Consider the following 24,191-nt stretch of genomic DNA (forward strand, 5'->3'; position numbering starts at 1 on the left):
GATCACATGACAGGGGGCCTTCCTTTGTGTTCAAAGGTACATGTACCCATGTCCGGTGGAGCGTGGTCGAATCAAGTTTTCGCGTTGTGAATCATTTCCCCTTGTAACAGGTCTTTGTGCCAAACCAACGACCGTCATAATGCACGGTCACGAATAAACGCAAGTACGCCTCAGCGTACGGCACCCCGTTCCTGGATCGAGGTGGGTAACACTTGTAGATATTGTTGTCCGCGGCCCTGATAGCGCGGACGGTATGCAGCAGTAAAATCTCGCCCTCATAACGATAGGAAAAGCGAATGAGATTTTCAAGGGCTATGCCCTGAACGTGTCACAGATCAACCCTCTTCACCTCAAGACCCCAAAAGAGCTCGAAAAAAATCCCCCCAACATGTATTGACCAGCCTAATTTGCTGCTTCCAGTGATCTTGATTGGCTTCGATTGGCTACAAAGAGCATACACCATATTCAGTCAGGACTGACACATTCGTTGCGATCCTTTGATAAATCCATGACATACCAGGTCTGCTATAAGGAAACCTGTGGCGATGTTGAAGAGGGTTGTTGTACCGGCGCCGTTGGGGCCGATGAGGGAGGTGTATTGTGTTGTTCAATCAAGCTCGGATCGTTCTCTATGTGTCCACTTTCTTTGTCCGTCACGCGAGAAGCGTGACGAGATCTCGATGCCATTGGGATCGGACTCGCCCAAAGTCCCGCTCTTTGAGATTCCGCAGATGCGGGATTCAAGGGCGGAAAAAGTGGACGGAAAGTCCGCCTTCCAGGATCCCGCACATAGGGCGGATCCAGAAGCGGGAAAAGGGCGGCGAAATCGTAACCCACGAATCACTCGCCACCCCGCATGCCAGAGATTTCGGCCGTGGTGCAATTGCTTGTTTTGCCGAAATCTCAACCCCTTCGAGTGATTCTTCCCACTGCGCACCGCCAGCGATTTCGGAAGCCCACCACACGTTAGATCAGATCCCCTGCGCTAATTCATTATCAACAGTTGTCATGGGACATCTTAAGGTTGATTCAAGTCAGTCTGTTGGTTTCGCCAAAGCCAAATTTTAAGCATGCGGTCAGTTCATCGCCCACTTTCTTTGCTCACCCAGTTGAAATCGCGAAGCTCTGCATGATTCGCCAACCCGCACAGCTCGTCAGAGTCCGTCGGACGACGGCCCTGCCGGAGTCTGACGACCGTCAATTCCGGACACCTCAGCTTATTGGCGGGCAAGCTGAAACCGCAAAGCCAGATTGGTTTGCCATCCCACACAGCTCGTCAGAGTCCGTCGGACGACGGCCCCTGCCGGAGTCTGACGACCGTCGATTCGGGAGGAGTAAGGGGCTGGATTCTTGGGGCTATGTATATCTGGCAGATAGACGGCCTATCTGCTACAAATAGATTCGATTGAGAAGACTCCTGCAAGGTACCGACATCTATCAATGGCACATTATGCTCTATGTGCCGGTGATATATTCTCAGCCAACCGAGGTGGGTAACACTCGTAGATATTGTTGTCCGCTGCCCTGATAGCGCAGACGGTATGCAGCAGTTACATTCTCAGAAAACGGTGCCGTACCCAACGTATTTCGGCTCAGCTGCAGCGACCACCTACTGTAGGAAAATAGATCGAAAGGAGAAGTGTTATGGCAATGCGGGGTTTTGTATTCCTGATTCTTGTTGTGTCGGCTTTAACTGTGTAGGTCGGCGCCCGAAAAGAGTGCTTTTTGCGCATGGCACCAATGCCTTGACATGGCGAATCGATCTCCAAGCGTACGCTTAAGGCGGTTTGCCCTATCCGCCGATTGCGACCATTGCGGCATTTCCGGAATGTACTAACTCGGGGACATCGGGATGGCGCTCCCATTTGGCAATGACGCATGCTTGAATTGCCCGTTCGATTTCCGTCTGCTCTGCTCCGCTACGAAGCAGCAGCTTGAGATCCGTTTCCTCGCGCGCAAAGAGGCAATTCCTGAGTTTTCCGTCTGCGGTGAGGCGCAAACGATTACACGAATCGCAGAAGTGTTCGCTGATCGTCGGGATGAAGCCAACCACTGCATCGGTTCCGGCAACCCGATACTCTTTCGCTGTTCCCCGCACACCTTCGCCCGGCAATATTGGAATGAGCTGATACCTCCGGCTGATTCTCTCTTTCATCTCACCGTAGGACATGAAGCGGACTTCGTTCCACCGGTTGCCGAGAAACGGCATGTATTCTATGAACCTGACATTCAGAGATTTGTCGACGGCAAGCGAAACGAAATCCGGTAATTCGTCGTCGTTGAAGTCTCTCATGACCACCGTGTTGATCTTCACCGATGCAAAACCGGTTTTCGATGCGGCTGAGATGCCGGCGAGAACATGGTCGAAGCCACTGCGAAGCGAGATATGCTCGAATCGTTCCGGTCGAAGTGTGTCAAGGCTGATGTTGATATGACGTACACCGGCCGCGTGCAGGGCTTGCGCATTCTCTTCCAGGAAAATGCCGTTGGTTGACAACGCAAGCGTTGTAAGACCGGGAATTGCCGAAAGGTGCGAACATAATTCCTCAACCCCCTTCCGCACCAAAGGCTCTCCCCCCGTCAACCGGATTTTGTGTACTCCCAGATCAACGAAGGTACGCGCAAGGGCCAGAATTTCATCGAACTTCAGAATCTCTTCCCGCGGCTGGATGGCAATTCCTTCCGCGGGCATGCAATACTTGCATCGCAAGTTGCATCTATCGGTGAGTGAAATCCGGAGATACTCGTGGCGACGATCAAATGTATCGGTGAGGGGGGTGACGGGCATACGTTTCAGAACGTTACCATGGTCAAAAGGTATCCCCAGAATGCAGCATCGCTGCCGTTAAACCGTTGGCGCATCGCCGAGGCCGGGAGGAATACCGAAGTGCCCACTTCAAAATTGACATTCCTGTTGTAGCGGAGTGTGAGCACTACATCGATTTCCTGACCCAGGGTGCGTTGGCCCGCGATAGATTGATGGTAGGCGAAATGGTGGAACCAAATGTTCAGGCTGAGTTTCTCGGAGGGCGTGATGGTGGAACGGATCATCAGATCAGTCAATCCGCGGTCAAGCGTCTGTGCCGGGATGTTGATGAAGTAGTCCATATACCCGTAGAACTTATGTCCCGTATGAAAGGCGGGATCAAACGACTTGTACGTCGTTCCGCCCGATAATCCGGACAGGAGTTCATAACCTGCCGCAACGCGGCTGAACACGGAACCTTCAAACGAGTATCCCACTCCTCCTGTCAACATATACGCCGAAATGTTGGTGGCCCGCCGCTTGCCCCCTTGATAGGCAAATTCACATTCGTAATCGAGAGCATTGGCCTTCCCTTTGACGTGCGAACCGGCTGTGAAACGCTGCAGTTCCGTGGCACCAGACGAAAGCGAGCGGTTCCATTCGTACAGAAGATAGCCGCTTACTGTGTGTTCGGGAATATTCTTTATTGAAAGATACGAACCGAAGAAATTGCTCCCCTCATCACTCACCGGTTGCACCGCCGGAGGAGTTGCCACCGGTGCATACGGTTGTACCTCGCCGGTGTTCATCGCAAAGAGATCGAGCATGAATGAAGGAATATCGAAACGGGCGAGACCACCGTCAAATACGCGGCCGACGTTATGCCAGCCAACCGTCCCGACCATTCTCTCATTGCCGTACGACAATTCCTGGCGGCCGAGACGCAGCGTCAGTTCATCGAGAAACAGCTTTGTAAGCTCAACGTATCCTTGGTGAAGGTCGAGGTTGCGTGAATCGGAAAGAGTGCTTGTTTCCTGGCCGAACACCCGCGAATCACGGGCCTGAATAAGAATGCGGACATCCTCCAACGGACGCGCTTCGAGCCCCAGCCGTGTTCGCAACAGCGTGTAGGTATTTGCATGGGTTCGCTGATTACAATCGCGCATGTCCACTTCACTGCGGATCCGGATATCTCCCATCCACCGAAAAGAGGGAGAGAAATCCTGGGAGGATGCTGGCACAGCGGCAAGAAGAAGGAAGAAGGCAAGAAGGCGCATACGTACATTGTTCCTGAGACAAGTTCAAGAGAGATGGAGGCTTTCCTCCAGCATCGGGTCTTTCACGGGAACTACCGGGGCCCGGGAGAGCGCCCGGAAAGTTCCGAAAAAAAAGTATGCAAGTGCAGCGGCAATCGGCCCGATAACCCAGAGGCTGAACTCCGGCCCCGACTCGTGAAACGGCGGCAGTATCATCCAAAACAAATCTATCCAATGCCCGATCATGATGATGATGCAGACCTTGAAGAGCAGGCCTTCGTTCCGCTTCGCTGATTGCGGAAGAAGAACAGCGAAAGGAATCACCCAGTTGAAGACAACATTGAGTCCGGTGAAGATGAGCCAACTCCCTTGCTCCCGACGAAGATAATATACCACCTCCTCGGGAATATTGGCATACCAGATAAGAATGTACTGGCTGAACCAGATGTACATCCAGAATGTGCTGAAGGCGAAGATGAGCTTCCCGAGATCGTGCAGGTGGGATTCGTTCACAACTCTTTGCAGCGGCCCCCAGCGCCGCAACAGGATAACGACGATGGTAATGGCGGCCAGACCGTTCAACAGCAACCCGCAGAAATTGTAAATACCGAAGATGGTGCTGTACCAGTGCGGCTCTAACGACATGATCCAATCCATGCTTGCGACAGTGAAGGTCAACGCAAACACGACAAGAAATACTGCCGAGAGTTTTGTGCTTTTTGCCGTAAGCGTAATGTCGCCGCTCGCATCCTGCTTGCGTGAGTACTTTACCAGCAAGGCCACAAACAGCAGCCAGAGACCAAGGTAAATCACCGTGCGGATCACGAAGAACGGGACGTTCAACCAGCCGGCCTTCTCGTGCAACATGTGGTCCGCCGCGACGACATCCTGATGACTCCACTCATACAACGTCCCTATGCCGAACAAAACGACGAACATTGCAAGGGCCGCGACGGGCAACACGCTTGTCATTGCCTCCGGTACCCGGCGGAATGCTACGGCCCAACCGGCGTTGGTAACAAACAGCAGGGCGATAAACACAGCCCCGGCAATTCCCAGACTCAGCAGATAGTATGCAGCAAGCAGAATGTTCGGCCAGGTCGCCGCGGGATTGACGATCACGCCTATAGCGGTGATGATGAGTCCCGCCCCGGCCAACAGCAAAAGATTCCGACGGAGAGCGGGAGAGAGCTGAAATGCAGCGTGCTTCATGATCATGGCTGCCCCGCTGCAAGTGATCGTTGCTGTGTTTGCAACGACCGGATGTACGCGATAACATGCCATCGATCGGCACGCGTTACCTGCGCGGCAAGGGACGGCATGTTCTTTTGTCCGAATGTTATCACATGAAACATTTGTCCATTCTTCATCTTCATGGCATTCTCTGCAAAGAGTGATGGTGGAGGGGGGAATCCACGCTGCGCGACAGTGCCGTCACCCGCTCCGCCGGCGCCATGGCACGGGGAGCACACTGCGGCGTACACTTTTCCACCGCGCTGAATATCGTGCAGGGTGTCGGCTGCGACCAGCGGGCTTTGCAATTCCTCGCCTGCCCGTTTTGCTTCGGCTTCGGAAGCCGAAAATGATATTGGCGGAAATCCGCGCGCTATTGTTCCCTCCACCGGCGGCTGCAGAAGCTTCCCGTCGGGAAAGACACTTGTTGCTGCAAGTGACGGATACGAAGTATGTGCCACCATCCCCGGAAGTATCTCGATGTTGCGTGTGGTATAGTCACGCCGGACGAGAAAAATAGTCGCAATCAACATTATGAACAACAACAACAGGACAGTATTGACGATTTTGATAACCATCAGTCGGCCTCCACCTGTTCTTCCATCTTCAGTAGATGAAACGGTGTGAACATCTCACGCACGGTGTGCACGTCGAACGCGGCGTCCGTTTGTGTCAGGACAAGCACGAATTTGTCGTTTGTCACTCCCTCGAACAATCTCTTCGGCTTCCTGCCCGGAAGGAGCTTGCTGCGCAGCAGGAACGCGAGTACTGTTCCGACTCCGGCGAACAATACCGTCACTTCAAACGTGACAGGTACGAACGCTGGAAGCGAAATCAGGGGTTTCCCGCCGACATTGACAGGCCAATCCCACGCCGAAGTCCAGATTTGAAATCCGAGCTTCGCAATCGCTCCGGTGAGGCCAAGCGCAAGACACACTGCAGCAATGCGAGTCGGCTTGATTCCTTGGGCGATGTCAAGTCCGTGCACGGCAAACGGCGTGTAGGCATCTACTATGTCATAGCCGCGGGTTCGTGCCGTCTTCGTCGCTGCAACGATATCGTGTTCGCTGCCGAACACGCTGACCAGCAGTCGTCTGCTCATGCGTGACCTCCTTTCCCGTTGCGGCCGTAGTGGAGAACCCCTTTTACTTCACCGATTGCAACCATCGGAAGGAAGCGGGCGAAGAGGAGGAAGAGTGTGAAGAACAACCCGAAGCTTCCGGCAAGTGTTGCAAGATCAATAATCGTGGGCGTGAAGCTTGCCCAGCTTGCGGGCAGATAATCCCGCGTCAGCGATGTCATGATGATAACAAAGCGCTCGAACCACATACCGACGTTGATAATGATGGAGATGATGAACACCCAGATGACATTCGTTCTCAATTTCTTGAACCAGAAGAATTGTGTCGCGAGAATATTGCAGCCCACCATCATCCAGTACGTCCAGCCGTACGGACCCAGCGCACGGTTGATGAATGCAAACTGCTCGTAGCCGTTCGCCGAGTAGTATGCGACGAACAGCTCCGTCGCATACGCCAAGCCGACAATTCCTCCCGTTGCGAGAATCACCTTGCACATGTTCTCGATGTGGTGTGTGGTGATATAGGCTTCCAAGCCATTTACCTTTCTCACAATCAGCATCAGCGTCAACACCATTGCGAAGCCCGAGAACACGGCACCGGCGACAAAATACGGGGGCAGAATTGTTGTATGCCAGCCGGGAATCACCGACGTGGCAAAATCCCAACTCACGATTGTATGCACGGAAACAACAAGCGGGGTTGCGAGTCCGGCAAGCAGCAAATAGACCTTCTCATACCGATGCCACGTCCGGTTGGAGCCGTTCCAGCCCAGACTGAAGAAGGCGTACACTTTTTGTTTGATGGTTGATGTTGTTCTGTCGCGCAGCGTTGCGAGATCGGGTATCAATCCCACATACCAAAAGACGAGCGAGATGGTGAAGTAACAGCTGATTGCAAACATATCCCACTCAAGCGGCGACCGGAAGTTAACCCACAACGGCCCGCGGAAGTTGGGATAGGGAACAAGCCAGAATGCAAACCAGGGTCTTCCTGTGTGAATGATCGGGAAGATTCCGGCGCAGATCACGGCGAAGATCGTCATCGCTTCGGCAGAGCGGTTGACGGATGTTCTCCATTTCTGTCTGAAGAGAAAAAGAATAGCCGAGATCAGTGTGCCCGCATGCCCGATACCGATCCAGAAAACGAAGTTGGTGATATCGAACGCCCAGCCTACCGTATTGTTCAATCCCCACACACCAACACCAGTCATAATTTGATAGGCGACGGCGGCAGCACCGATCAGCAACACGCCGGCCGAAATGATGAACGCTGCCCACCATGCTGTGGAGGTTTTTCTTTCGAGAGGCTTCGCGATGTCGTGTGTGACGTCGGCGTACGACTTGTTGTCGAGAACGAGAGGCTTGCGCAACACGGAAAGGACTTCAGCCATGTGTCACCTCCTTCGTCTCCTCACGGTCGTGCACAAGTGTCATATATCCCACCGAGGGTTTCACGCCGATTTCTTCCAACACGCGATAATAGCGGGGGTCCTTCATCTGTGCTGCAATTGTGCTCTTCGGATCGTTCATGTCTCCAAACATAATGGCTTTTGCAGGACACGATTGTGCGCACGCAGGTTGCACGTCGCCATCCTTCACCGGACGGCCGTCGCGCTTCGCTTCGATTTTCGCAAGCTGAATCCGCTGAACGCAGAACGAACATTTCTCCATCACGCCGCGGTCACGCACGGTCACGTCCGGATTCAGCACCATCCGCTGCATATCATCGCCGCGGTAGTAGTGGAACCAGTTGAAGCGGCGGATTTTGTACGGACAGTTGTTGGCGCAGTAGCGTGTTCCGACGCACCGGTTATAAATCTGTTGATTCAACCCTTCGTCGTTGTGCACTGTCGCAAGCACGGGGCAGACGGTTTCGCACGGCGCGTTGCCGCAATGCTGACACATCATCGGCTGGTGGGCAACGGAGAAGTTGCCGTCCGATTCATCGTAGTAGCGGTCAATGCGAATCCATGTCATTTCCCGGTTGCGACGGACTTCGTCTTTTCCCACAACCGGAATGTTGTTTTCCGCCTGACAACTCACGACACACGCCGAGCAGCCCGTACACGCCGTCAGGTCAATCGCCATTCCCCAATGATGCCCCGTGTACTTGTGATCGTCCGACCACATCGAAACGATCTCATGCTTGTCGAAACTTCCGGCGGAGGGATCCTTGGTGTATGCGGCGAGCGTTGTCTCCTGCACGATTGGCCGCCGTTCGGTGGTTGGCTTGCCTAACAGATCGGGATTGTAGAGAGAATCATACTCCTGCGTTGCAACCAACTCGACACTCCGGCTGGTCGGCGCGAGTGTGACGTTGCGCCCCGCGTATTGCAGCGAGCCGTTCACGAAGGCGAGCAGCGGCGCGGCATTCACGCCGACAAGATGTCCCTTTTCAACCGTTGGTCGGGACTGCATCCACTTCGGACCGATATCGAAGAACCGGTCAGTTCCTTTGCGCCCATAGCCGAACGCAACGGCAACTACACCCTCATGCTGGCCGGGCTGAATGTGCACCGGAAGTGCAATGCGTTTACCGTCATCGGTCGTGATGGTGACGATGTCCCCTTTTACAACACCGAGTCGCAGCGCAGCGCGTTGCGAAAGGGACGCGTAATTATCCCATACAATCTTCGTCACCGGGTCGGGCAATTCGTGCAGCCACGGATTGTGTGCGTGCCGGCCGTCGAGCATCGTGAGTGACGGCTGCAGAACGAGCATCATTGATCCCGTTTCGGTTGACGCCGGTTCGTTCAACGTGTCAGCAATTACAGATTGTTTGAATGATGCTTTGACCGGCGGCGGATTGGCTTGCGCGACACCTGTCATCACAGCGTCGTTCCAGAACTTCTCGAACGTCGTTGCGCCGGTTGCACGCTTGAAGATGGTAGCGTTCCATTCTTCACGAATCAATTCGTATGCTGTCTTCTTCTCACCCATCCACCGGGCCAATGATTCTGCAAGCGAACGCCCGTTCGAGAGGGATTGCATGACAGGCTGCGTGACAGCGACAACGCCGGCAACAGGCTCCGCATCGTTCCAACCTTCAAGCGGATGCGGAAGCGGTAACGCAAACCGTGCCGCCGACGCGGTTTCATCAAGCCGGTCGGAAAGCGCGATCGTCAGCGGCAGAGTTGCCAACTTCTCCCCAAGCGAAGTTCCAACAGGAAGATCATACACCGGATTACAGCCCGCGGTGATGAGGATGCCGACTTGGCCCGACTCAATCTCATCGAGCAATGAATTCAACTCTGCGTCATTTCCCTTCGCCTGCAATGACGGGCGTTCGACATCTAACGTGCTGCCGTAGTTGCCGAGCAGTTGGTTGATGACGTTTACCATCAATTGCGTGTGCGTATCATTTGCGCCGCATACCACGAGTGATTCGCCGCGTGCGTTCCACAACTCCCCGGCAATTTCCTCGATCTGGTCAGCGAACGCAAGATTGGGTGCAGCTACAGAAGCGGGCGTGCCCGACTTCTTCAACAGATTCATCATCAAGAGCTTGACGGATGCCTGCATTTCACCGGGCGAGACGGCGATGCGTTTGTCCGCGTTACTGCCCGTGAGCGAGAGTGCCGATTCGATGTGGATATGACGGGAGAATTTCGGCGGCGTGCCTTCAAGCGAGCGGCCCTTCCTGTACGCAGCAGTGAACTCAACGGCCGAAATCCAGCTCCCCAGAAAATCCGCCGCAAAGCTGACGATCGTCTTCGCTTTATCGAAACGGTAATGCGGCAGAACGCGCACGCCGTGACTTAGCGCGTGTGCGTCGAGTATCGCCGAAGTTGAAATCGCATCGTACTGGATGTGCCTCGCATTGCCGTAGCGGGCGAGAAAGCGGTTGATGACCGCGAGCGTTGCGGGACTGTTGATCGTTCCGGTGAGAATGCGGATGCCGGATGGGGCATGACGCGCAAGCGCGTCCATCACTGCTGCGTCGAGTTCCTCCCACGTAATCTGCTTGCCTCCTGCGTGTGGTGCGCGCAAACGCTGCGAGTCGTACACTGTTAGAAGCGACGCCTGCCCGATAGCGCATAAGCCGCCGCGTGAAAGCGGGTGATCCGGGTTCCCTTCAAGTTTGACCGGACGGCCGTCACGGTTCTTTGCCAAGACGCCGCATGCCGCGCTGCAACCATGACATGTTGTCGAGTACCAGTACGCGAGCCCGGGTGTCACTTCCTCCGGTTGTATCAGAAACGGAATCGCTTTCTCAAGCTTTCCTTCCTGACATCCGGCAAGGATTGCGCCGAACGAGAATCCCGCCAGCTTCAAAAACGACCGGCGGTCAAATCCCGTTGTCTCTTCTTCATGATGATGATCGTGACTCATGGTGCCTGCTGTTGTTCTCCAAGAATGCATTGCAAATCGTTTTCGGGGGATGAGGTCTGTCGATGCTCACCCTCTAATGATGACACGTCACACAATCAGTTGACGCCTTCACTTGCATCCCGTTGATGCCGTTGATATTTGCGTCACGGTGGCAATTCACACACCAGCCCATTGAGAGGTCGGAGACCTGGCGCACACGCTCCATCGTCTCGACGGCGCCGTGGCATTTCTGACACGAGACACCCGCATTGACATGTGCGCTATGATTGAAATAGACGTACGCCGGAAGATTGTGAACTCTCACCCATTCAACCGGCGTTGCGCTTGCCGCCAAAGCGCTGTCGCGGCTCATGTGTTCATACAATTTCTTCAATTCGGGCGAGACGACTTCACGCGGCTTGCGCTTTTCTTTGTCCGCCACATCACCTTCCGCCTTCACGTCAACCCATGGTGCGGTCACAAATTTGTGACAGTTCATGCATGTGTTGACCGGGGGAATGCCGGCATTCTTGCTTCGCTCGGCTCCGCCGTGACAGTGCATGCAGTCGATGCCCAACTCTCCGGCATGGAGCCGATGCGAGTAGGCAATAGGTTGCACAGGTTCGTAGCCCTGATGATTGTCCGGAAGCTTGATGTTATAGGTGAAGGAGGTCATAAAGACACTTCCGGCAAGCAACACAGCGACACCGAGAATTACTGTAAGAAGTCGACTCTTCAACCAGTTCATGGATCTATCCCGTTATGCGTACTGAATACATCATCTGTCAGCTTGGCTTCTCGCATCCTTTGCGTGTGTAGTACCACCAGTTGATGGCGGTGGCGATCACATAGAATACCCCGACACCAACGAAGAACGGCACCGGTGTTCCGACGTTCGTGATCACGGCTCCGATCAATGTTGCAAACACAAACGGCCCGTATGCGGCAACTGCGGCGGTCCATCCGATCACGCCGGCGGCCTGCCGGGGTGAATGGGAAAAGATAATCGGATACTGCCGGAAGGTCGAGGCATTCCCGACCCCTGTCAGGAAGAACAACACTAACATCAGCACAACAAACATCGGGAACTGATCGATCGAAGCCGGATGCAGCAGGCCCATCCCGATCATGATTGCAACACCGGCAATCAGGCCGATGCCGACGAGATGAGTGAGTATAGCGCCGCCATACTTGTCCGCCAACGGCCCGGCAGCTACCCGCGCCGCTGAGCCGACAAGCGGGCCGAGAAACGCATAGGTCAGCGCGTCCGGTGCGTCAGGGAATCCTCCGTACAGTGTCTTGATCAGAAGAGGAAACGCCGCGGAGAGTCCCGAGAACGATCCGAACGTCATGATGTACGTGATCGTACAAAACCAGGTGTGCTTATTCTTGAAAATATCGAGCTGCTCTCTGAAGGTTGCTTTGATAGGCACACTCCGCAAATAGCGCCACGCCACCACGCCGACAATCAAGAGCAAGGGCACGTACCAGAATGCGGCGTTTTGCAGCCAGATTTCGCTTGATACTCCTCCTTTTGTCATTGTGCGCGATTCGCCCAGCAGCGACCCGAACATTGCGAAGCCGATGATCCAGGGAGTCACAAATTGTGTCAGGCTGACGCCGAAATTGCCAATGCCGGCTTGAATGCCCAACGCCGTGCCTTGCAGGCGCTTCGGGAAGAAGATACTTGTGCTCGGCATGTAGGAAGAGAAGTCGCCGCCGCCGAATCCCGCCGTAAATGCAAGAACCATGAAAATCCAGAACGGCGTATCCGGGTTCATCACCGCAAGCCCGATGCCGATGCACGGAATGAGTTTGATGAGAGTTGCGACAGAAATCACATTGCGCGTACCGAAAATCGGGATGAGGAATGTGTGCACGATGCGCAGAGTTCCCCCGGCGAGACCGGGCATAGCCGCCAGCCAGAACAGCTGCATCGTATCGAACGTGAAGCCGACTTGCGGCAGCCGCACAACAATCGCGCTCATCATGAACCATGTGGCAAACGACAGAACCAGGCTCACCGTCGTGATCGTGAGCGTACGCCAAGCAATCTTCTTCCCCGTCTCTTCCCAGAATCGTTCATCTTCCGGGAGCCAAGTGTCAAGATACGTCGTGTTGGATGCGGTTCTCATTGCCGTTTCCCTGACGTTGAGGAGGTCACTTCAATTGGTACCGGAACAGGCTCTCCCGAAACGACTGGTCCCAAAGTCGTGTGATGTGTACTCTCCTCCTCGATGTGATGCGGATCGAGTTCCTCATCGAAAGCCCCCTTCGGCTCTTTCAGGAACACGAGACAGTACAGGAAGCTGAACGCCGCTCCGCCCGCAAGGATGTAGAAGAAGGTTGTCGCATCGACCAGAGAGTAGATAACAAGATAGATCACGGCTCCCACGTTGCCGAACGCTCCCGCCATTCCCGCAATCTGGCCGGTCATCCTCTTATTGATGAGGGGAATGATGGCGAACGTCGCCCCCTCCGCGCCCTGCACAAACATCGAACACATAATGGTGATGGCAACCGCAATCCAGATCGGCCAGGCTGAGTCGATCATTCCCATTCCGAAGAACCCGAGCGCGATACCAAACATGTAGATGCTCATGACAAGCTTGCGGTTCTTCATAGTGTCCGACAACAACCCCCCCAGCGGGCGGGCGAAAAGATTGACAAACGCGAATGACGAGGCCACAATGCCTGCAAATTCCGGCCCGACGGAAAACGTGCTCTCGAAGAACGCCGGCAGCATCGAGACGACGGCCAATTCCGCCCCAAAGTTTGCGACGTACGTCGTGTTGAGTGCTGCGACGTTGTTGAAGGAATAGCGTTCCTCTTCCGGCACACCTTTCTTCAGGATCGGGAGGTTGATCTGGAGTGTCTTGATCACGTGTCCGATGTACACAACGATCAGCCCTGCGTAAATGATGTACAGGTATTCCGCCGGGATCAGGCTGTGCGTCTCACCGGACTCGTTGGTCAACTGAATGCGGGCGATACGCCACGCAAGCAGCCCGAGCGCCCCCACGAGAGGGAATGACCAAAGCAGATACTGGACAAGATCGCCGTACGACGTCACGGTCATCGGCTGGGTCTTCTTCGTTCCGACGAACCTCGTTCCCTTCGGCGTGTCTCTCACGACAAAATAGTACACGAAGCCGTATACAAGAGACACGAGGCCGTTGACGAACAGTGCCCATCGCCACCCATTCTCTGTCTGTCCGAACCATCCCTCCATCACGGTCAAGGCAATCCACGGCAATGTCATTGCGGCCCATGCCGAACCGAAGTTCCCCCATCCGGCATAAAAGCCTTCCGCCCGCCCGATCATTTTCGGAGGAAACCATTGTGACACCATCCGGATGCCGATAACGAAACTTGCGCCGATCATGCCGAGCACGAGCCGGGCGACAAGAAGCTGAAGGAAGGAGTTGCCGAACGCGAAGATGAATGTCGGAATCGCCATCACCACAAGCAGCCCCGAAAACACGATGCGCGGCCCGTACTTGTCAATCAACGCCCCGACGATGATGCGGGCGGGGATCGTCAGCGCGACATTGCAAATGGCAAGGATCTTGATGTGTTCAGGCGTCAACCAGTTGACTTCACGCAACATGGTGGTCGCCAGCGGCGCCATATTGAACCACACGTAGAACGAGATGAAGAAGGCAATCCAAGTATAGTGCAGCACACGGATGCGCTCTTGCGAGAAGTCGATCAGTTCAGGCTTTTTCATAAATGATGATGAGTGGAATTATGCCTTGTTGCGCAGCAATGCATACCATCGGACGACTTGCGGCTTCCGCCAGAAGTAGGGGTTCGGTGCCACAAGAATGTGCACGAGCCTCGTGAAGGGAGCGAAGGCAATCATCAGCCACGCACTGACGATGTGCAGTTTCACCATCCACGGCATTGCCGTCACATAGGTGATGTCGGGACTCAACGTGACGAGCGACCACAAATAGGGTGCAGCCAGAGAGGCAAACCATGACGAGCCCCAGCTGTGAAAGATTGCCACGTAAATGCCGCTCAGGATCTGCACCACAAAACTCGCAAACACAACCCAATCTGCCCAGCTTGTCACTTTTTTGACTTTCGGGTCTGTTATACGACGGAAGATGAGCGCACCAAGCCCGATCAATGTCAACAGCGCCGCGATGAAGGCAGATGCTTCGAGGATGTACAGACGGAGCGGAACACTGTTCCATGCCAGCACTTCGCGAGGGAACAGGAAAGCAATAAGATGCCCCAAGAGAACGGTGATAATGCCGAAGTGAAACGGCACGAGCCCCCAGAAATGCTGTTTGTTCTCAAGAAATTGAGATGAGAGACTCGAGAATGTGAAGGCCTCGGTCCGGTAGCGGCGAATTGAGACGAGCAAAAAGAGAATCACCGCCACGTACGGAAAGACGATGAAGAAAATCTGATCGAGGAAAAAAGGGCCCGTGCTGATCATGACTCTACTCCTTCATGAGTTTGTATCATCATTGTGAGCATCAACTGCACACTCACAAGGACATGTTCGTAGGGGTTTTCCTGCCCGGCAAACCCTTCGAGCATCTTCGCCATCGCTTTGAGAACGCGGGAGGGGATGAATTCTTCCGCTTCACTACGCTCCATTCTCCCCACTGCGTGAAGCACCGAGGTGAGATGATCGGGCAGTTCAGTAGACTCCTCAACGCCGCACCTTCTGAGCACATTCCGCATCTGTACCAGAAACGCCCCGCGTTCGTACGTCTCGCCATAGAGATGCCAACCCACTTCGAGACTGCTGACGGGATTGATATCGAACGTGCGTGTGTAGAGTTCCTCCATCTCTCCCTTGTTCAGTCCTTCGATTGCTTTCGAGAATGCATACAGTCTTCCCACCATCTCCTCCGCGTCGGAATGTGCCGCAATGAATTGCAGGGACTCCGCCACGCGGGATTTGTAGTCTTCGCCGGGATAGGAGAGGATGGTGGCGAGTCCGTCAAGTGCTTGCGCGTAGTGTGTCATCAGAGACCTCGCTTCGGTGGTTCCATGAATCCGAATCCGACTGCCGTTTTGTGCTCCGCCGGGTCACGCATCATCTCGATCGCCTCTTCACGATGCATCGGCGGAATGACAAACCTATCATCGAATGTACAGAGTGATGTAAGATTGTAGATGGCTTCGGCTTGTTCAATCGAGCAATCTGCTTCACGGAGCATCTTTTCGGCAGTCTCCATCGGAATGTCGCCGACGGTTTTTGCGCGGCGGTAGGTTCGCACAGCCTTTTGCTTCTTCAGCGCATAGACCACTTTGCCCTGATGTCCCGCGCCGAACAGATTCGCCATAAACTGCAGCGGCACACGCGAATGCTCGATGTCGTGGAAGAATTCCTCTGAAACGCTGCTCACGGTGTCATCGCCGCGGTTGGCCATCACAGGCGACATGGGCGGAACGTAGTAGAGCATCGGCATTGTGCGGAACTCGATGTGCGGCGGCAATGCGAGCTTCCATTCCTTCACAAATTTGTAAACGGGCGATGCCTGCGCCGATTCAATCACGGAATCGTGGATGCCGTTCGCCTGCGCCCCCGCAACCACTGCAGGGTCGTGCGGATTCAGGACGAGCGAACGGTGGCCGTCGATCAGTTGATCATCGGGGAGCTTTGCGACCTCCTCGATCCGATCAGCATCATACAACATCACACCGAGATAGCGTATGCGCCCGACGCATGAGTGGAAGCACGCTGGCGCCTGTCCTGTTTCGAGCCGCGGATAACACAACACGCACTTCTCTGACTTGCCCGTTGACCAGTTGTAGAACGTTTTCTTGTACGGACACGCGGCGACACATGCGCGCCAACCGCGGCAACGTTTCTGGTCGATCAACACAATGCCGTCCTCGCCTCGCTTGTACAATGCGCCCGAAGGACACGCAGCAACACAGCTCGGGTTCAGGCAGTGGTTGCAGATACGGGGAAAGTAGAAGAAGACAAGCCGTTCGATGGCAAACAACTGCTGCCGTTGATCTTCCGTCAAGCCCTTCAGATTCGGGTCGCTTTCCGCGTACACGGGCGAGCCGCCGAGATCATCATCCCAATTCGGGCCCGATTCAACATTGATATACTCTCCCGTCACCATCGAGATCGGGCGGGCGGTCGGCTGGTCGGAACCTTCCGGTGCGTTGAACAACTCGTCGTACTTATAGGTCCATGGTTCGTAATAATCATCCATGCTCGGCATGGAGGGATTATGGAAGATGTTTGTGAGCGTCTTCGCCTTGCTGGTGGATTTGAGCTGCAGCTTGCCGTCTTTCAATTCCCAGCCGCCGCGATACTTGTCCTGATCCTCCCACTTTGTCGGGAACCCGGTGCCGGGCTTTGTCTCGACGTTGTTCCACCACATGTACTCCGTCCCCTTGCGGTCCGTCCAGATGTTTTTGCATGCAATGCTGCACGTGTGGCAGCCGATGCACTTGTCGAGATGAAACACCATCGAAATCTGTGAGCGTACGTTCATTGTTTGATCTCCTACCAGAGTAACTCGGGAAGTTTCCGCACAAGAATGTGCGTGTCACGGTTGCAGCCTGTCGGGCCCCAATAATTGAAGTGGAACGTGAACTGTCCGTATCCACCCACCATCAGGTTGGGCTTCAGGCGCGTGCGTGTAAGACTGTTATGTCCGCCTGCGCGGCGGTTATTGCGCATCGGCGATTTCGGAACCGAGTAGGTTCTCTCCGGCGAGTGGTAGATGATGCAGATGCCCCGTGGTATTCTGGCGCTGACAGCCGCACGCGTAACGACAACACCGTGATCGTTATAGACTTCAACCCAATCGTTATCGTTGATGCCGAGTTCCGCGGCATCTTTATCGTTCATCCAGAAAGGTTCGATGCCGCGGGAAAGTGTCGTCATCCGTTGGTTGTCGCCGTATGTCGAGTGGATATGCCACTTGCCATGCGGCGTCAGGTAATTCAGCATCTTCGTCTTGCCGCCATCGGTCGAGAACTGCAAGTCCGAATACTGTGTCGGTAGCGGCTTCGGTTTGTACGTGGGAAGATGTTCTCCGAACTGGATGTATCCCGGATGATCGAGATAGAAATGCTGGCGGCCGGTCAGTGTCCGCCACGGCACAAGCGCCTCGACGTTGTAGGTAAAGGGTGAATACGCACGGCCATTTTCCGTCAAGCCGGACCACATCGGACTGTTCAACAGCCGCATCGGCCTCCCCTGTAACTCACGATAGCTGATGCGGGTACCGCGGTTCTTTTCGGCGAGATGGACAAGCGGCAAGCCTACTTTCTCTTCCATATTCTTGTAGGAACGGTAGGCAAGCTCGCCGTTCGTGACTGTTGCGAGATGGAGAATCGCGTCGCACACATGCACATCTTTTTGGAGAGAAGGATATTTCTTGCCATCGAACGACGCAGTCGGACCGGTGACGAGCATCTGATCGTAGAAATCATCCACGGCGTACTTCGTGCCGTGCGCCCCGATACCGTTCGCCCTCACATTCGGGCCGAGCGAAATGAACTGATTGTAAACGTTCTTGTAATCACGCGACACCACCGCAAGCGCCGGCATTGTTTTGCCCGGGATCGCTTCGATTTCGCCGCTCATCCAATCCTTGATGTCGAGTTGAGAGATCTCCGCGGCCGAGTCGTGCGCAAGCGGGGTAGCAACAATGTCCTTTACCGGGCCCGTGAAGTGCCGTTCCGCGAGTTCGGAGAATTGTTTTGCGATTGCCTTGAAGATATCCCAATCACTCTTCGACTCCCAGCACGGCGGCACAGCCGCCGACAAGGGGTGGATGAAGCTGTGCATATCGGTGGAGTTCAGATCGGCCTTTTCGTACCACGTTGCCGCGGGCAACACGATATCCGAGTACAACGCCGAGGTATCCATCCGGAAGTTCAGGTCAACAACAAGATCCATCTTGCCGTGCGGGACTTTGTCGTGCCAGGTAACTTCCTTTACGGAATCTTTTGCCAACTCGCCGGCAACGGCATTGTCGTGCGTGCCGAGGTAGTGGCGCAGGAAGTACTCATGCCCCTTGCTGCTCGCCATCAGTGCATTACCGCGCCAGATGTACCAGACACGGGGCCAGTTCGCTTCCGCATCGGGATCTTCAACTGAAAACTTCAGCTCGCGACTCTTCAGCTTCTTGACTGTCTCCTTGATCATTTCTTCGGGAGTCGAGCATCCGGCGGCTTCGAGTTCCCGCGCCAGGTCAAGTGAGTTCTTGTCGAATTGGGGATAGAACGGCAGCCAGCCGTTGCGCACCGCTTTCACCTGCACATCCATCGTGTGGCCTTTTGCGAGCGAGCCGTCCGGTTGCTTCATCGGAACGGTGTGGTAGTCGGTGAACTCCTTCTCATATCTCCATTGATCCGTGTGCACGTAGTGCCAGCTCGGCGCATTTTGCTGACGCGACGGGCCGAACCAATCTTTTGCAAAGGCAATTGCGCCCCACGATTCGCCCGGCGCGAGTTTTTCCTGCCCTACGTAGTGCGCAAGTCCGCCGCCATTGACGCCGATGCATCCGCTGAACATCAGCGCATGAATCGCCGCGCGGTACATCAAATTTGCATGATACCAGTGATTGATTCCGGCGCCGATGATGACCGTACACTTGCCGTTCGTATGTTCGGCGGTGCTTGCCCATTCCCTCGCAAACTTAATCAGGTCTTTCCGCCCGATGCCTGTGTATTTTTCCGACCATGCGGGTGTATAGGGCTTTTCTTCATCATCGTAATCTGAAGGATATTCACCTTGCAGGCCGCGAGGTACGCCGTACTGCGCCATCAGCAAGTCATACACCGTTGCAACGAGAATCTTTTTGCCATCTTTTCCTTTGATGGATTTGACGGGGACGTGACGCGTCAAGCTGTTCCCCTCGCCAAAGTTATCGAAGCGGACGGGAGCAGTTGTCTCTGAATCCTGCAGGAAGGTGAGTTGGGGCTTGATGTCGGAATTATCGATGCCGTCCTTCAGCAGAAGATTCCATTTTCCCTTCTCCGCCCCCCACCGAAATCCGGAGCTTCCCATCGGCATTTTTGGTGCTTTCGCATCTTCATCCCACATCAAAAACTTCCAGTCGCCGTTCTCAACCTTCTCATACTTCGAAAGGCGGTTTGCCCGAAGCATTTGTCCGGATTCGTACACTCCGCCGTCTTCCGTTAATTCAACGAGATACGGGGCGTCGGTGTATTTCTTTGTGTAGTCGATGAAGTACGGGACCTGGCGTTCGTGATGAAATTCTTTGAGGAGAACGTGGTTGACGGCCATCCACCACGCGCCATCTTGTCCGGCGTTCAACGAGACCCAATGATCGGCGTACTTCGCAACCTGATTGAAGTCGGGAGAGAAGACGTACATCTTGGTGCCGTTGTGCCGTGCCTCTGCGGCGTAATGACAATCGGGTGTACGTGTCATGTTGAGATTGGAGCCCATCACGGCGAGGAGCTTTGCGTTGTACCAATCGGCGGACTCTTGCACGTCGGTTTGTTCACCCCATGTTTCCGGAGAGGCAGAAGGCAAGTCACAGTACCAGTCGTAGAAGGAGAGCGATATGCCGCCGAGAAGCTGCATCAACCGGGCGCCTGCGGCATAGCTCACCATCGACATTGCCGGAATCGGCGAGAACCCTGCGATGCGATCCGGGCCATGCTCTTTGATCGTGTTGACGTTTGCAGCCGCCATGATTTCGAGAACTTCGTCCCAACTTGCCCGCCGGAAGCCGCCTTTGCCGCGCGCACGCTGCCAACGCTGTCTGCTTTCGGGATTGGAGACGAGGAAGCGCCATGCGTCCACGGGGTCTTCGTATTCAGCACGCGCCTTGCGCCAGAGATCGAGCAACGCGCCGCGTATGTATGGGTACTTCACACGCAGCGGACTGTAGAGGTACCACGAGAACGAGATGCCGCGCTGGCATCCGCGCGGTTCGTACGGCGGCAGGCCATGTTCAAGCGAGGGATAGTCGAGCCCCTGCATTTCCCACGTCACGATGCCGTCCTTCACGTGAATCATCCACGTGCAGCTTCCGGTGCAGTTCACACCGTGCGTGCTGCGGACGACCTTGTCATGCTGCCAGCGGTTCCGGTAGAATTCCTCCCAACTGCGCAACTCGGCACTTGCTTCATCCTTAATCCAGGAAATTTTGTTGTCATTACTCATGAACAGCCTCCAGACGTTTTTCGCGTACGAGTGCCCGGCGAACGGACCGCAGCCGGTTGTTCCAGATCAGATCGAACAGTGCCAGCACGAGCAATGCTCCGGCAAGTCCGACCAGTACAAAGTTCAGCCGCGCAGTTGATGGATCTTCGGGATTGCGTTGCAGCGTGCTTTGGAAGTATGCGACCAGAGGAAGAACTTCCTCCGGGTCAATGGGGTGAGCTTTGAACACAGCTTGCATTGTCGGGGTTGCCGGAGCAGTAAGCCACGTTGAAAGGGTTTTCCTCCCACCATACCGTTCCATCACGGTTGTGAGATCAGGCGCAAGTCCGCCCCCACCGAACCCTGACAGGCCATGCACATTATGGCATGCATTGCAGGCGGGGCCGCTGTTCTTCAGCTTCACGGTTCCGACAAACAGCTTGTGCCCTATCACGACATCCTCGGCAGTGAAGGGGCGCTCGCTCAGTTTTATTCCCTGAAACTGCGACTTCTCAAGTTTCGACTCCGCCTCGATAAGATCAAGCAAGGCCTGAATTCTCTGAGGCGTCATTCCCGGCAGCGTCGGCATGATGACTCCGCGGGATTCCTCTTTGAGTTGCCGTGCGTACGGGTCACCGCTGTCGATGACGGCTTTGGGATCGATCATGAACTTCGCGAGCCATGCGCGATCCTTGCGCTGCGAAACGTCTTTCAAATCAGGGCCGGTCAGGCGTCCTCCGCCAATCGTGTGGCAGCTCATGCAGTTCTGGCGGTAGTCTGTTGCGGGATCCTGGGCAGCGAGCTGCATTGGAACAAGGAGGAATACGATCATTCCCGCGAGCCGGTTGATTTTCGGGAAGATGTTCCACTTCTCAATCGGGTGTTGTGGCATGGGATGTCACCTCTCGTGATGCTGGAACTTTGGACTGGTGCAATTCTCCGTCACTAATCAGATAACGTGCTCTGAAATACACGTACATCACACTCTGCACCATGCAACAGTCATGTTAAGATGTTTCGTTGTGCTCTTTCAAACGATTGAGATAGCCGGGTTTCCGTGTGCTGAGTGCCATGCTGGCGATGTTCTTTCTTGTGAGCATACGGTAGACAGCATCGCGCAATTCCGCCCATTCGTCGTGAACCCCGCACGGACATTGCGGCGTACACTCCGAGAAGCCGAGGACACACATTGTTGTGAATGCGATACCGTCGACTGCCTCGACGATGTGAAAGAGCGTGATATCTTCCGGGGGCACACTCAGTGCAAACCCGCCTGATGGACCTTTTTGCGACACGAGAAATTCCTTGCGAGACAGATCCTGAAGGATTTTTGCGAGGAAGTGATAGGGGATATCGAGTTCTGTCGCTAGCTCTCGTATTGATGTCATCTGTGACCGTGGCTTCAGTGCGAGATACAACACACTTTGGATTGCATACTCACATTGACGGCTAAAGATGAGGCTCATCAGAATTATTCAGACTTATTTATCTTAAATATAAGATATGAAACTGCGTTTGTCAAGGGGGAGTGAAAAGGTTTCTTGGGGGGCAATAGCTCTGTAGAAATGCCAGGTTACGTTGGGGTTTCCATTACCACAAGGAGCCCCCGTGACAGATACGCTATCGTCGTGGGCGACGAGTTGCGCACACACATCCGAAAAGACGCCATTGGCAATCAGCATCATAACAATGGCTGCAGGTCGAAGATTCGAAATGAGCTTCATAGAACCTCCTTATATGTTAAACATGATGAACATTCCCGCAAGTCACTGCACGCGTGTGCAATGATACTTGAGGGTAAGGTTGAAAATCTCAGACTCTTGCAGCAGCACAGAAATTCCTTCTCGCACAGAAAATGCTCAGTCGTACGATCAAGTCCAACTTCGGTCAAACGTGTTCGTGGTCTGGTTCACCGGGAACCACGTGATGCGTCAACTCGCAGTCGCAAAGGCCTGTCGCGTGAATTCATTCATTCCTCCTTGGATCGAAGCATGTCGGCACGTTGCCGGTGTCTTGTAGCCCGTTGTTCCGTCATCGATGTGGCTATCGCGCGGAGGTCAGGACATATGCCTTCAAATCTTGCCTGAAAGAACCGGAGTGTCGGCGGCTCGTATACCATTTTCAATCCCGTGATGCGCTCCCGTTCTTCATATAGGGCGATGCAGCTTTCTGCAACAACATCCATGTGAAGATTCGTGTAAACCCGGCGCGGTATCGTCAGTCGGACGAGTTCGAGTTTGGGGAAACGATGATTGCCGGTTTTCGGATCGCGTCCTGCCGAAACAACACCGCGTTCCATGCTGCGAACGCCGGCGTCGACGTACAGCTCTGCGGCAAGGGTTTGCGCGGGAAATGCATCCTGTGGAATGTGTGGCAGAAAACGCTTCGCGTCGAGGAAGACAGCGTGCCCTCCGATAGGGAGGACGATAGGGACACCGGCCTCATGGAGTGTGTTCCCAAGGTACTCCACCTGGCGGACGCGGCTCCCAATGTACTCATCATCGACCATTTCGTAGATACCGCGGGCAATCGCCTCCAGGTCACGTCCCGCCAACCCCCCGTAGGTGTGAAGACCTTCATACACGACAACCATTTCCTTTGCCCTGGTGAAGAACTCCTCGTTATTCGTCGCAAGGAAACCGCCGATATTCACCAGATTGTCTTTCTTGCTGCTAACCGTGCATCCTTCGCCATAGGACATCATCTCCTTCAGAATGTCGCGCACGGGCGTGTGTTCATATCCGACTTCCCGTTGCTGAATGAAGTAGGCGTTTTCCACTGCTCGTGTTGCGTCAAAGATGATGGGAAGGCGCAGAGGCTTTGCCCATTCTGCAACTTCTTTGAGATTCTCCATTGAGAACGGCTGGCCTCCTGCCATGTTCACGCAAGGCGCGAGAGAAAGGTACGCGATAGCCTTGGCCCCATACTCGTGAAGCAGACGGTTTAGTTTTCCAATGTCCATGTTGCCTTTGAACGGAAATTCGCTTTGAGGATCGTGGGCTTCGTCAACGATCACATCGACGAACACGCCCCCGGCGCGCTCCGCATGTTCGCGCGTAGTCGTGAAGTACATATTCATCGGCACGAATTGCCCGCGCTGGATGCGCAACTGCGACGTCATATGTTCGGCTCCTCTCCCCTGATGTGTCGGGACGACGAATTGAAAGCCGTACATCTCTTGCACCGCCCGCTCCAAGTTGTAGAAGTTCCGGCTGCCGGCGTACGCCTCGTCCCCAAGCATCATTCCGCTCCATTGCCAATCGCTCATGGCGCTTGTTCCGCTATCGGTCAGCAAGTCGATATAGACGTCTTCACTTCTGAGTAGAAAAGTATTCATGCCAGCCTCTCGCATCTTCTCTACGCGATAGTCGCGCGTGGTCATGCGGAGCGGCTCAACCATTTTGATCTTGTATGGTTCGGCTTTTGTTCGTTTTGTCATGACTTGTTCTT

General features: G+C 54.6%; 17 protein-coding genes. All 17 read right to left on the minus strand.

The genetic code is table 11. The annotated features are described in order from the left end of the window. Nucleotides 1–1,792: 1,792 nt before the first annotated feature. The 17 genes from moaA to KF749_02840 all read right to left on the minus strand — a co-directional run bounded on the left by moaA (nucleotide 1,793) and on the right by KF749_02840 (nucleotide 24,180). Nucleotides 1,793–2,788: a GTP 3',8-cyclase MoaA gene (moaA, locus tag KF749_02760; GenBank protein ID MBX2990069.1), complete on the minus strand. Its 996-nt coding sequence runs from the start codon at nucleotides 2,786–2,788 to the stop codon at nucleotides 1,793–1,795. A gap of 5 nt (nucleotides 2,789–2,793) precedes the next feature. Further along, on the minus strand, nucleotides 2,794–4,023 hold the full coding sequence (locus KF749_02765) for an alginate export family protein (GenBank protein MBX2990070.1): 1,230 nt from the start codon (nucleotides 4,021–4,023) through the stop codon (nucleotides 2,794–2,796). 24 nt (nucleotides 4,024–4,047) lie between these two features. After that, the gene (locus tag KF749_02770; GenBank protein MBX2990071.1) at nucleotides 4,048–5,220 is read right to left on the minus strand and encodes a hypothetical protein; all 1,173 of its coding nucleotides are present in this window, start codon (nucleotides 5,218–5,220) and stop codon (nucleotides 4,048–4,050) included. Then, the gene (locus KF749_02775; protein MBX2990072.1) at nucleotides 5,217–5,813 is read right to left on the minus strand and encodes a cytochrome c; all 597 of its coding nucleotides are present in this window, start codon (nucleotides 5,811–5,813) and stop codon (nucleotides 5,217–5,219) included. Before KF749_02775 ends, KF749_02770 begins: the two co-directional genes overlap by 4 nt. Then, complete coding sequence (locus KF749_02780) at nucleotides 5,813–6,337, minus strand: DUF3341 domain-containing protein (GenBank protein MBX2990073.1); 525 nt, start codon at nucleotides 6,335–6,337, stop codon at nucleotides 5,813–5,815. Before KF749_02780 ends, KF749_02775 begins: the two co-directional genes overlap by 1 nt. Further along, nucleotides 6,334–7,707: a polysulfide reductase NrfD gene (gene nrfD / locus KF749_02785; protein MBX2990074.1), complete on the minus strand. Its 1,374-nt coding sequence runs from the start codon at nucleotides 7,705–7,707 to the stop codon at nucleotides 6,334–6,336. The genes KF749_02780 and nrfD overlap by 4 nt, the downstream gene beginning before the upstream one ends. Next, entirely contained in the window at nucleotides 7,700–10,648 is a 2,949-nt protein-coding gene (locus KF749_02790; protein MBX2990075.1) for a 4Fe-4S dicluster domain-containing protein, read from the minus strand. The genes nrfD and KF749_02790 overlap by 8 nt, the downstream gene beginning before the upstream one ends. Nucleotides 10,649–10,721: 73 nt before the next feature. Then, nucleotides 10,722–11,375, minus strand: coding sequence for a cytochrome c3 family protein (locus KF749_02795; GenBank protein MBX2990076.1), 654 nt, complete (start codon nucleotides 11,373–11,375; stop codon nucleotides 10,722–10,724). A 37-nt stretch (nucleotides 11,376–11,412) separates the two neighbouring features. Next, a complete protein-coding gene (locus KF749_02800) occupies nucleotides 11,413–12,762 on the minus strand; it encodes a NarK/NasA family nitrate transporter (protein MBX2990077.1) in 1,350 nt (449 codons plus the stop codon). Continuing rightward, a complete protein-coding gene (locus KF749_02805; GenBank protein ID MBX2990078.1) occupies nucleotides 12,759–14,357 on the minus strand; it encodes a NarK family nitrate/nitrite MFS transporter in 1,599 nt (532 codons plus the stop codon). Before KF749_02805 ends, KF749_02800 begins: the two co-directional genes overlap by 4 nt. 18 nt (nucleotides 14,358–14,375) lie before the next feature. Next, the gene (gene narI / locus KF749_02810; GenBank protein ID MBX2990079.1) at nucleotides 14,376–15,077 is read right to left on the minus strand and encodes a respiratory nitrate reductase subunit gamma; all 702 of its coding nucleotides are present in this window, start codon (nucleotides 15,075–15,077) and stop codon (nucleotides 14,376–14,378) included. After that, a complete protein-coding gene (locus KF749_02815; GenBank protein ID MBX2990080.1) occupies nucleotides 15,074–15,616 on the minus strand; it encodes a molecular chaperone TorD family protein in 543 nt (180 codons plus the stop codon). Before KF749_02815 ends, narI begins: the two co-directional genes overlap by 4 nt. After that, nucleotides 15,616–17,106 carry a nitrate reductase subunit beta gene (gene narH / locus KF749_02820; GenBank protein ID MBX2990081.1) on the minus strand — a complete coding sequence of 497 codons (1,491 nt, stop codon included), beginning with the start codon at nucleotides 17,104–17,106 and terminating at the stop codon, nucleotides 15,616–15,618. The genes KF749_02815 and narH overlap by 1 nt, the downstream gene beginning before the upstream one ends. Before the next feature lie 11 nt (nucleotides 17,107–17,117). After that, nucleotides 17,118–20,762 (minus strand): nitrate reductase subunit alpha, encoded by a 3,645-nt coding sequence (locus KF749_02825; protein ID MBX2990082.1) that lies wholly within the window; start codon nucleotides 20,760–20,762, stop codon nucleotides 17,118–17,120. After that, nucleotides 20,755–21,633 carry a cytochrome c gene (locus KF749_02830; GenBank protein MBX2990083.1) on the minus strand — a complete coding sequence of 293 codons (879 nt, stop codon included), beginning with the start codon at nucleotides 21,631–21,633 and terminating at the stop codon, nucleotides 20,755–20,757. Before KF749_02830 ends, KF749_02825 begins: the two co-directional genes overlap by 8 nt. A gap of 115 nt (nucleotides 21,634–21,748) precedes the next feature. Beyond that, nucleotides 21,749–22,207, minus strand: a complete 459-nt coding sequence (locus KF749_02835) for an Rrf2 family transcriptional regulator (GenBank protein MBX2990084.1) — start codon at nucleotides 22,205–22,207, stop codon at nucleotides 21,749–21,751. A 503-nt stretch (nucleotides 22,208–22,710) separates the two neighbouring features. Then, nucleotides 22,711–24,180, minus strand: coding sequence for a tyrosine phenol-lyase (locus tag KF749_02840; GenBank protein MBX2990085.1), 1,470 nt, complete (start codon nucleotides 24,178–24,180; stop codon nucleotides 22,711–22,713). Nucleotides 24,181–24,191 lie beyond the last annotated feature (11 nt).

The sequence above is a fragment of the Bacteroidota bacterium genome (assembly GCA_019637975.1).
In the GTDB taxonomy this organism is placed as follows: domain Bacteria; phylum Bacteroidota; class Ignavibacteria; order UBA10030; family UBA6906; genus CAADGV01.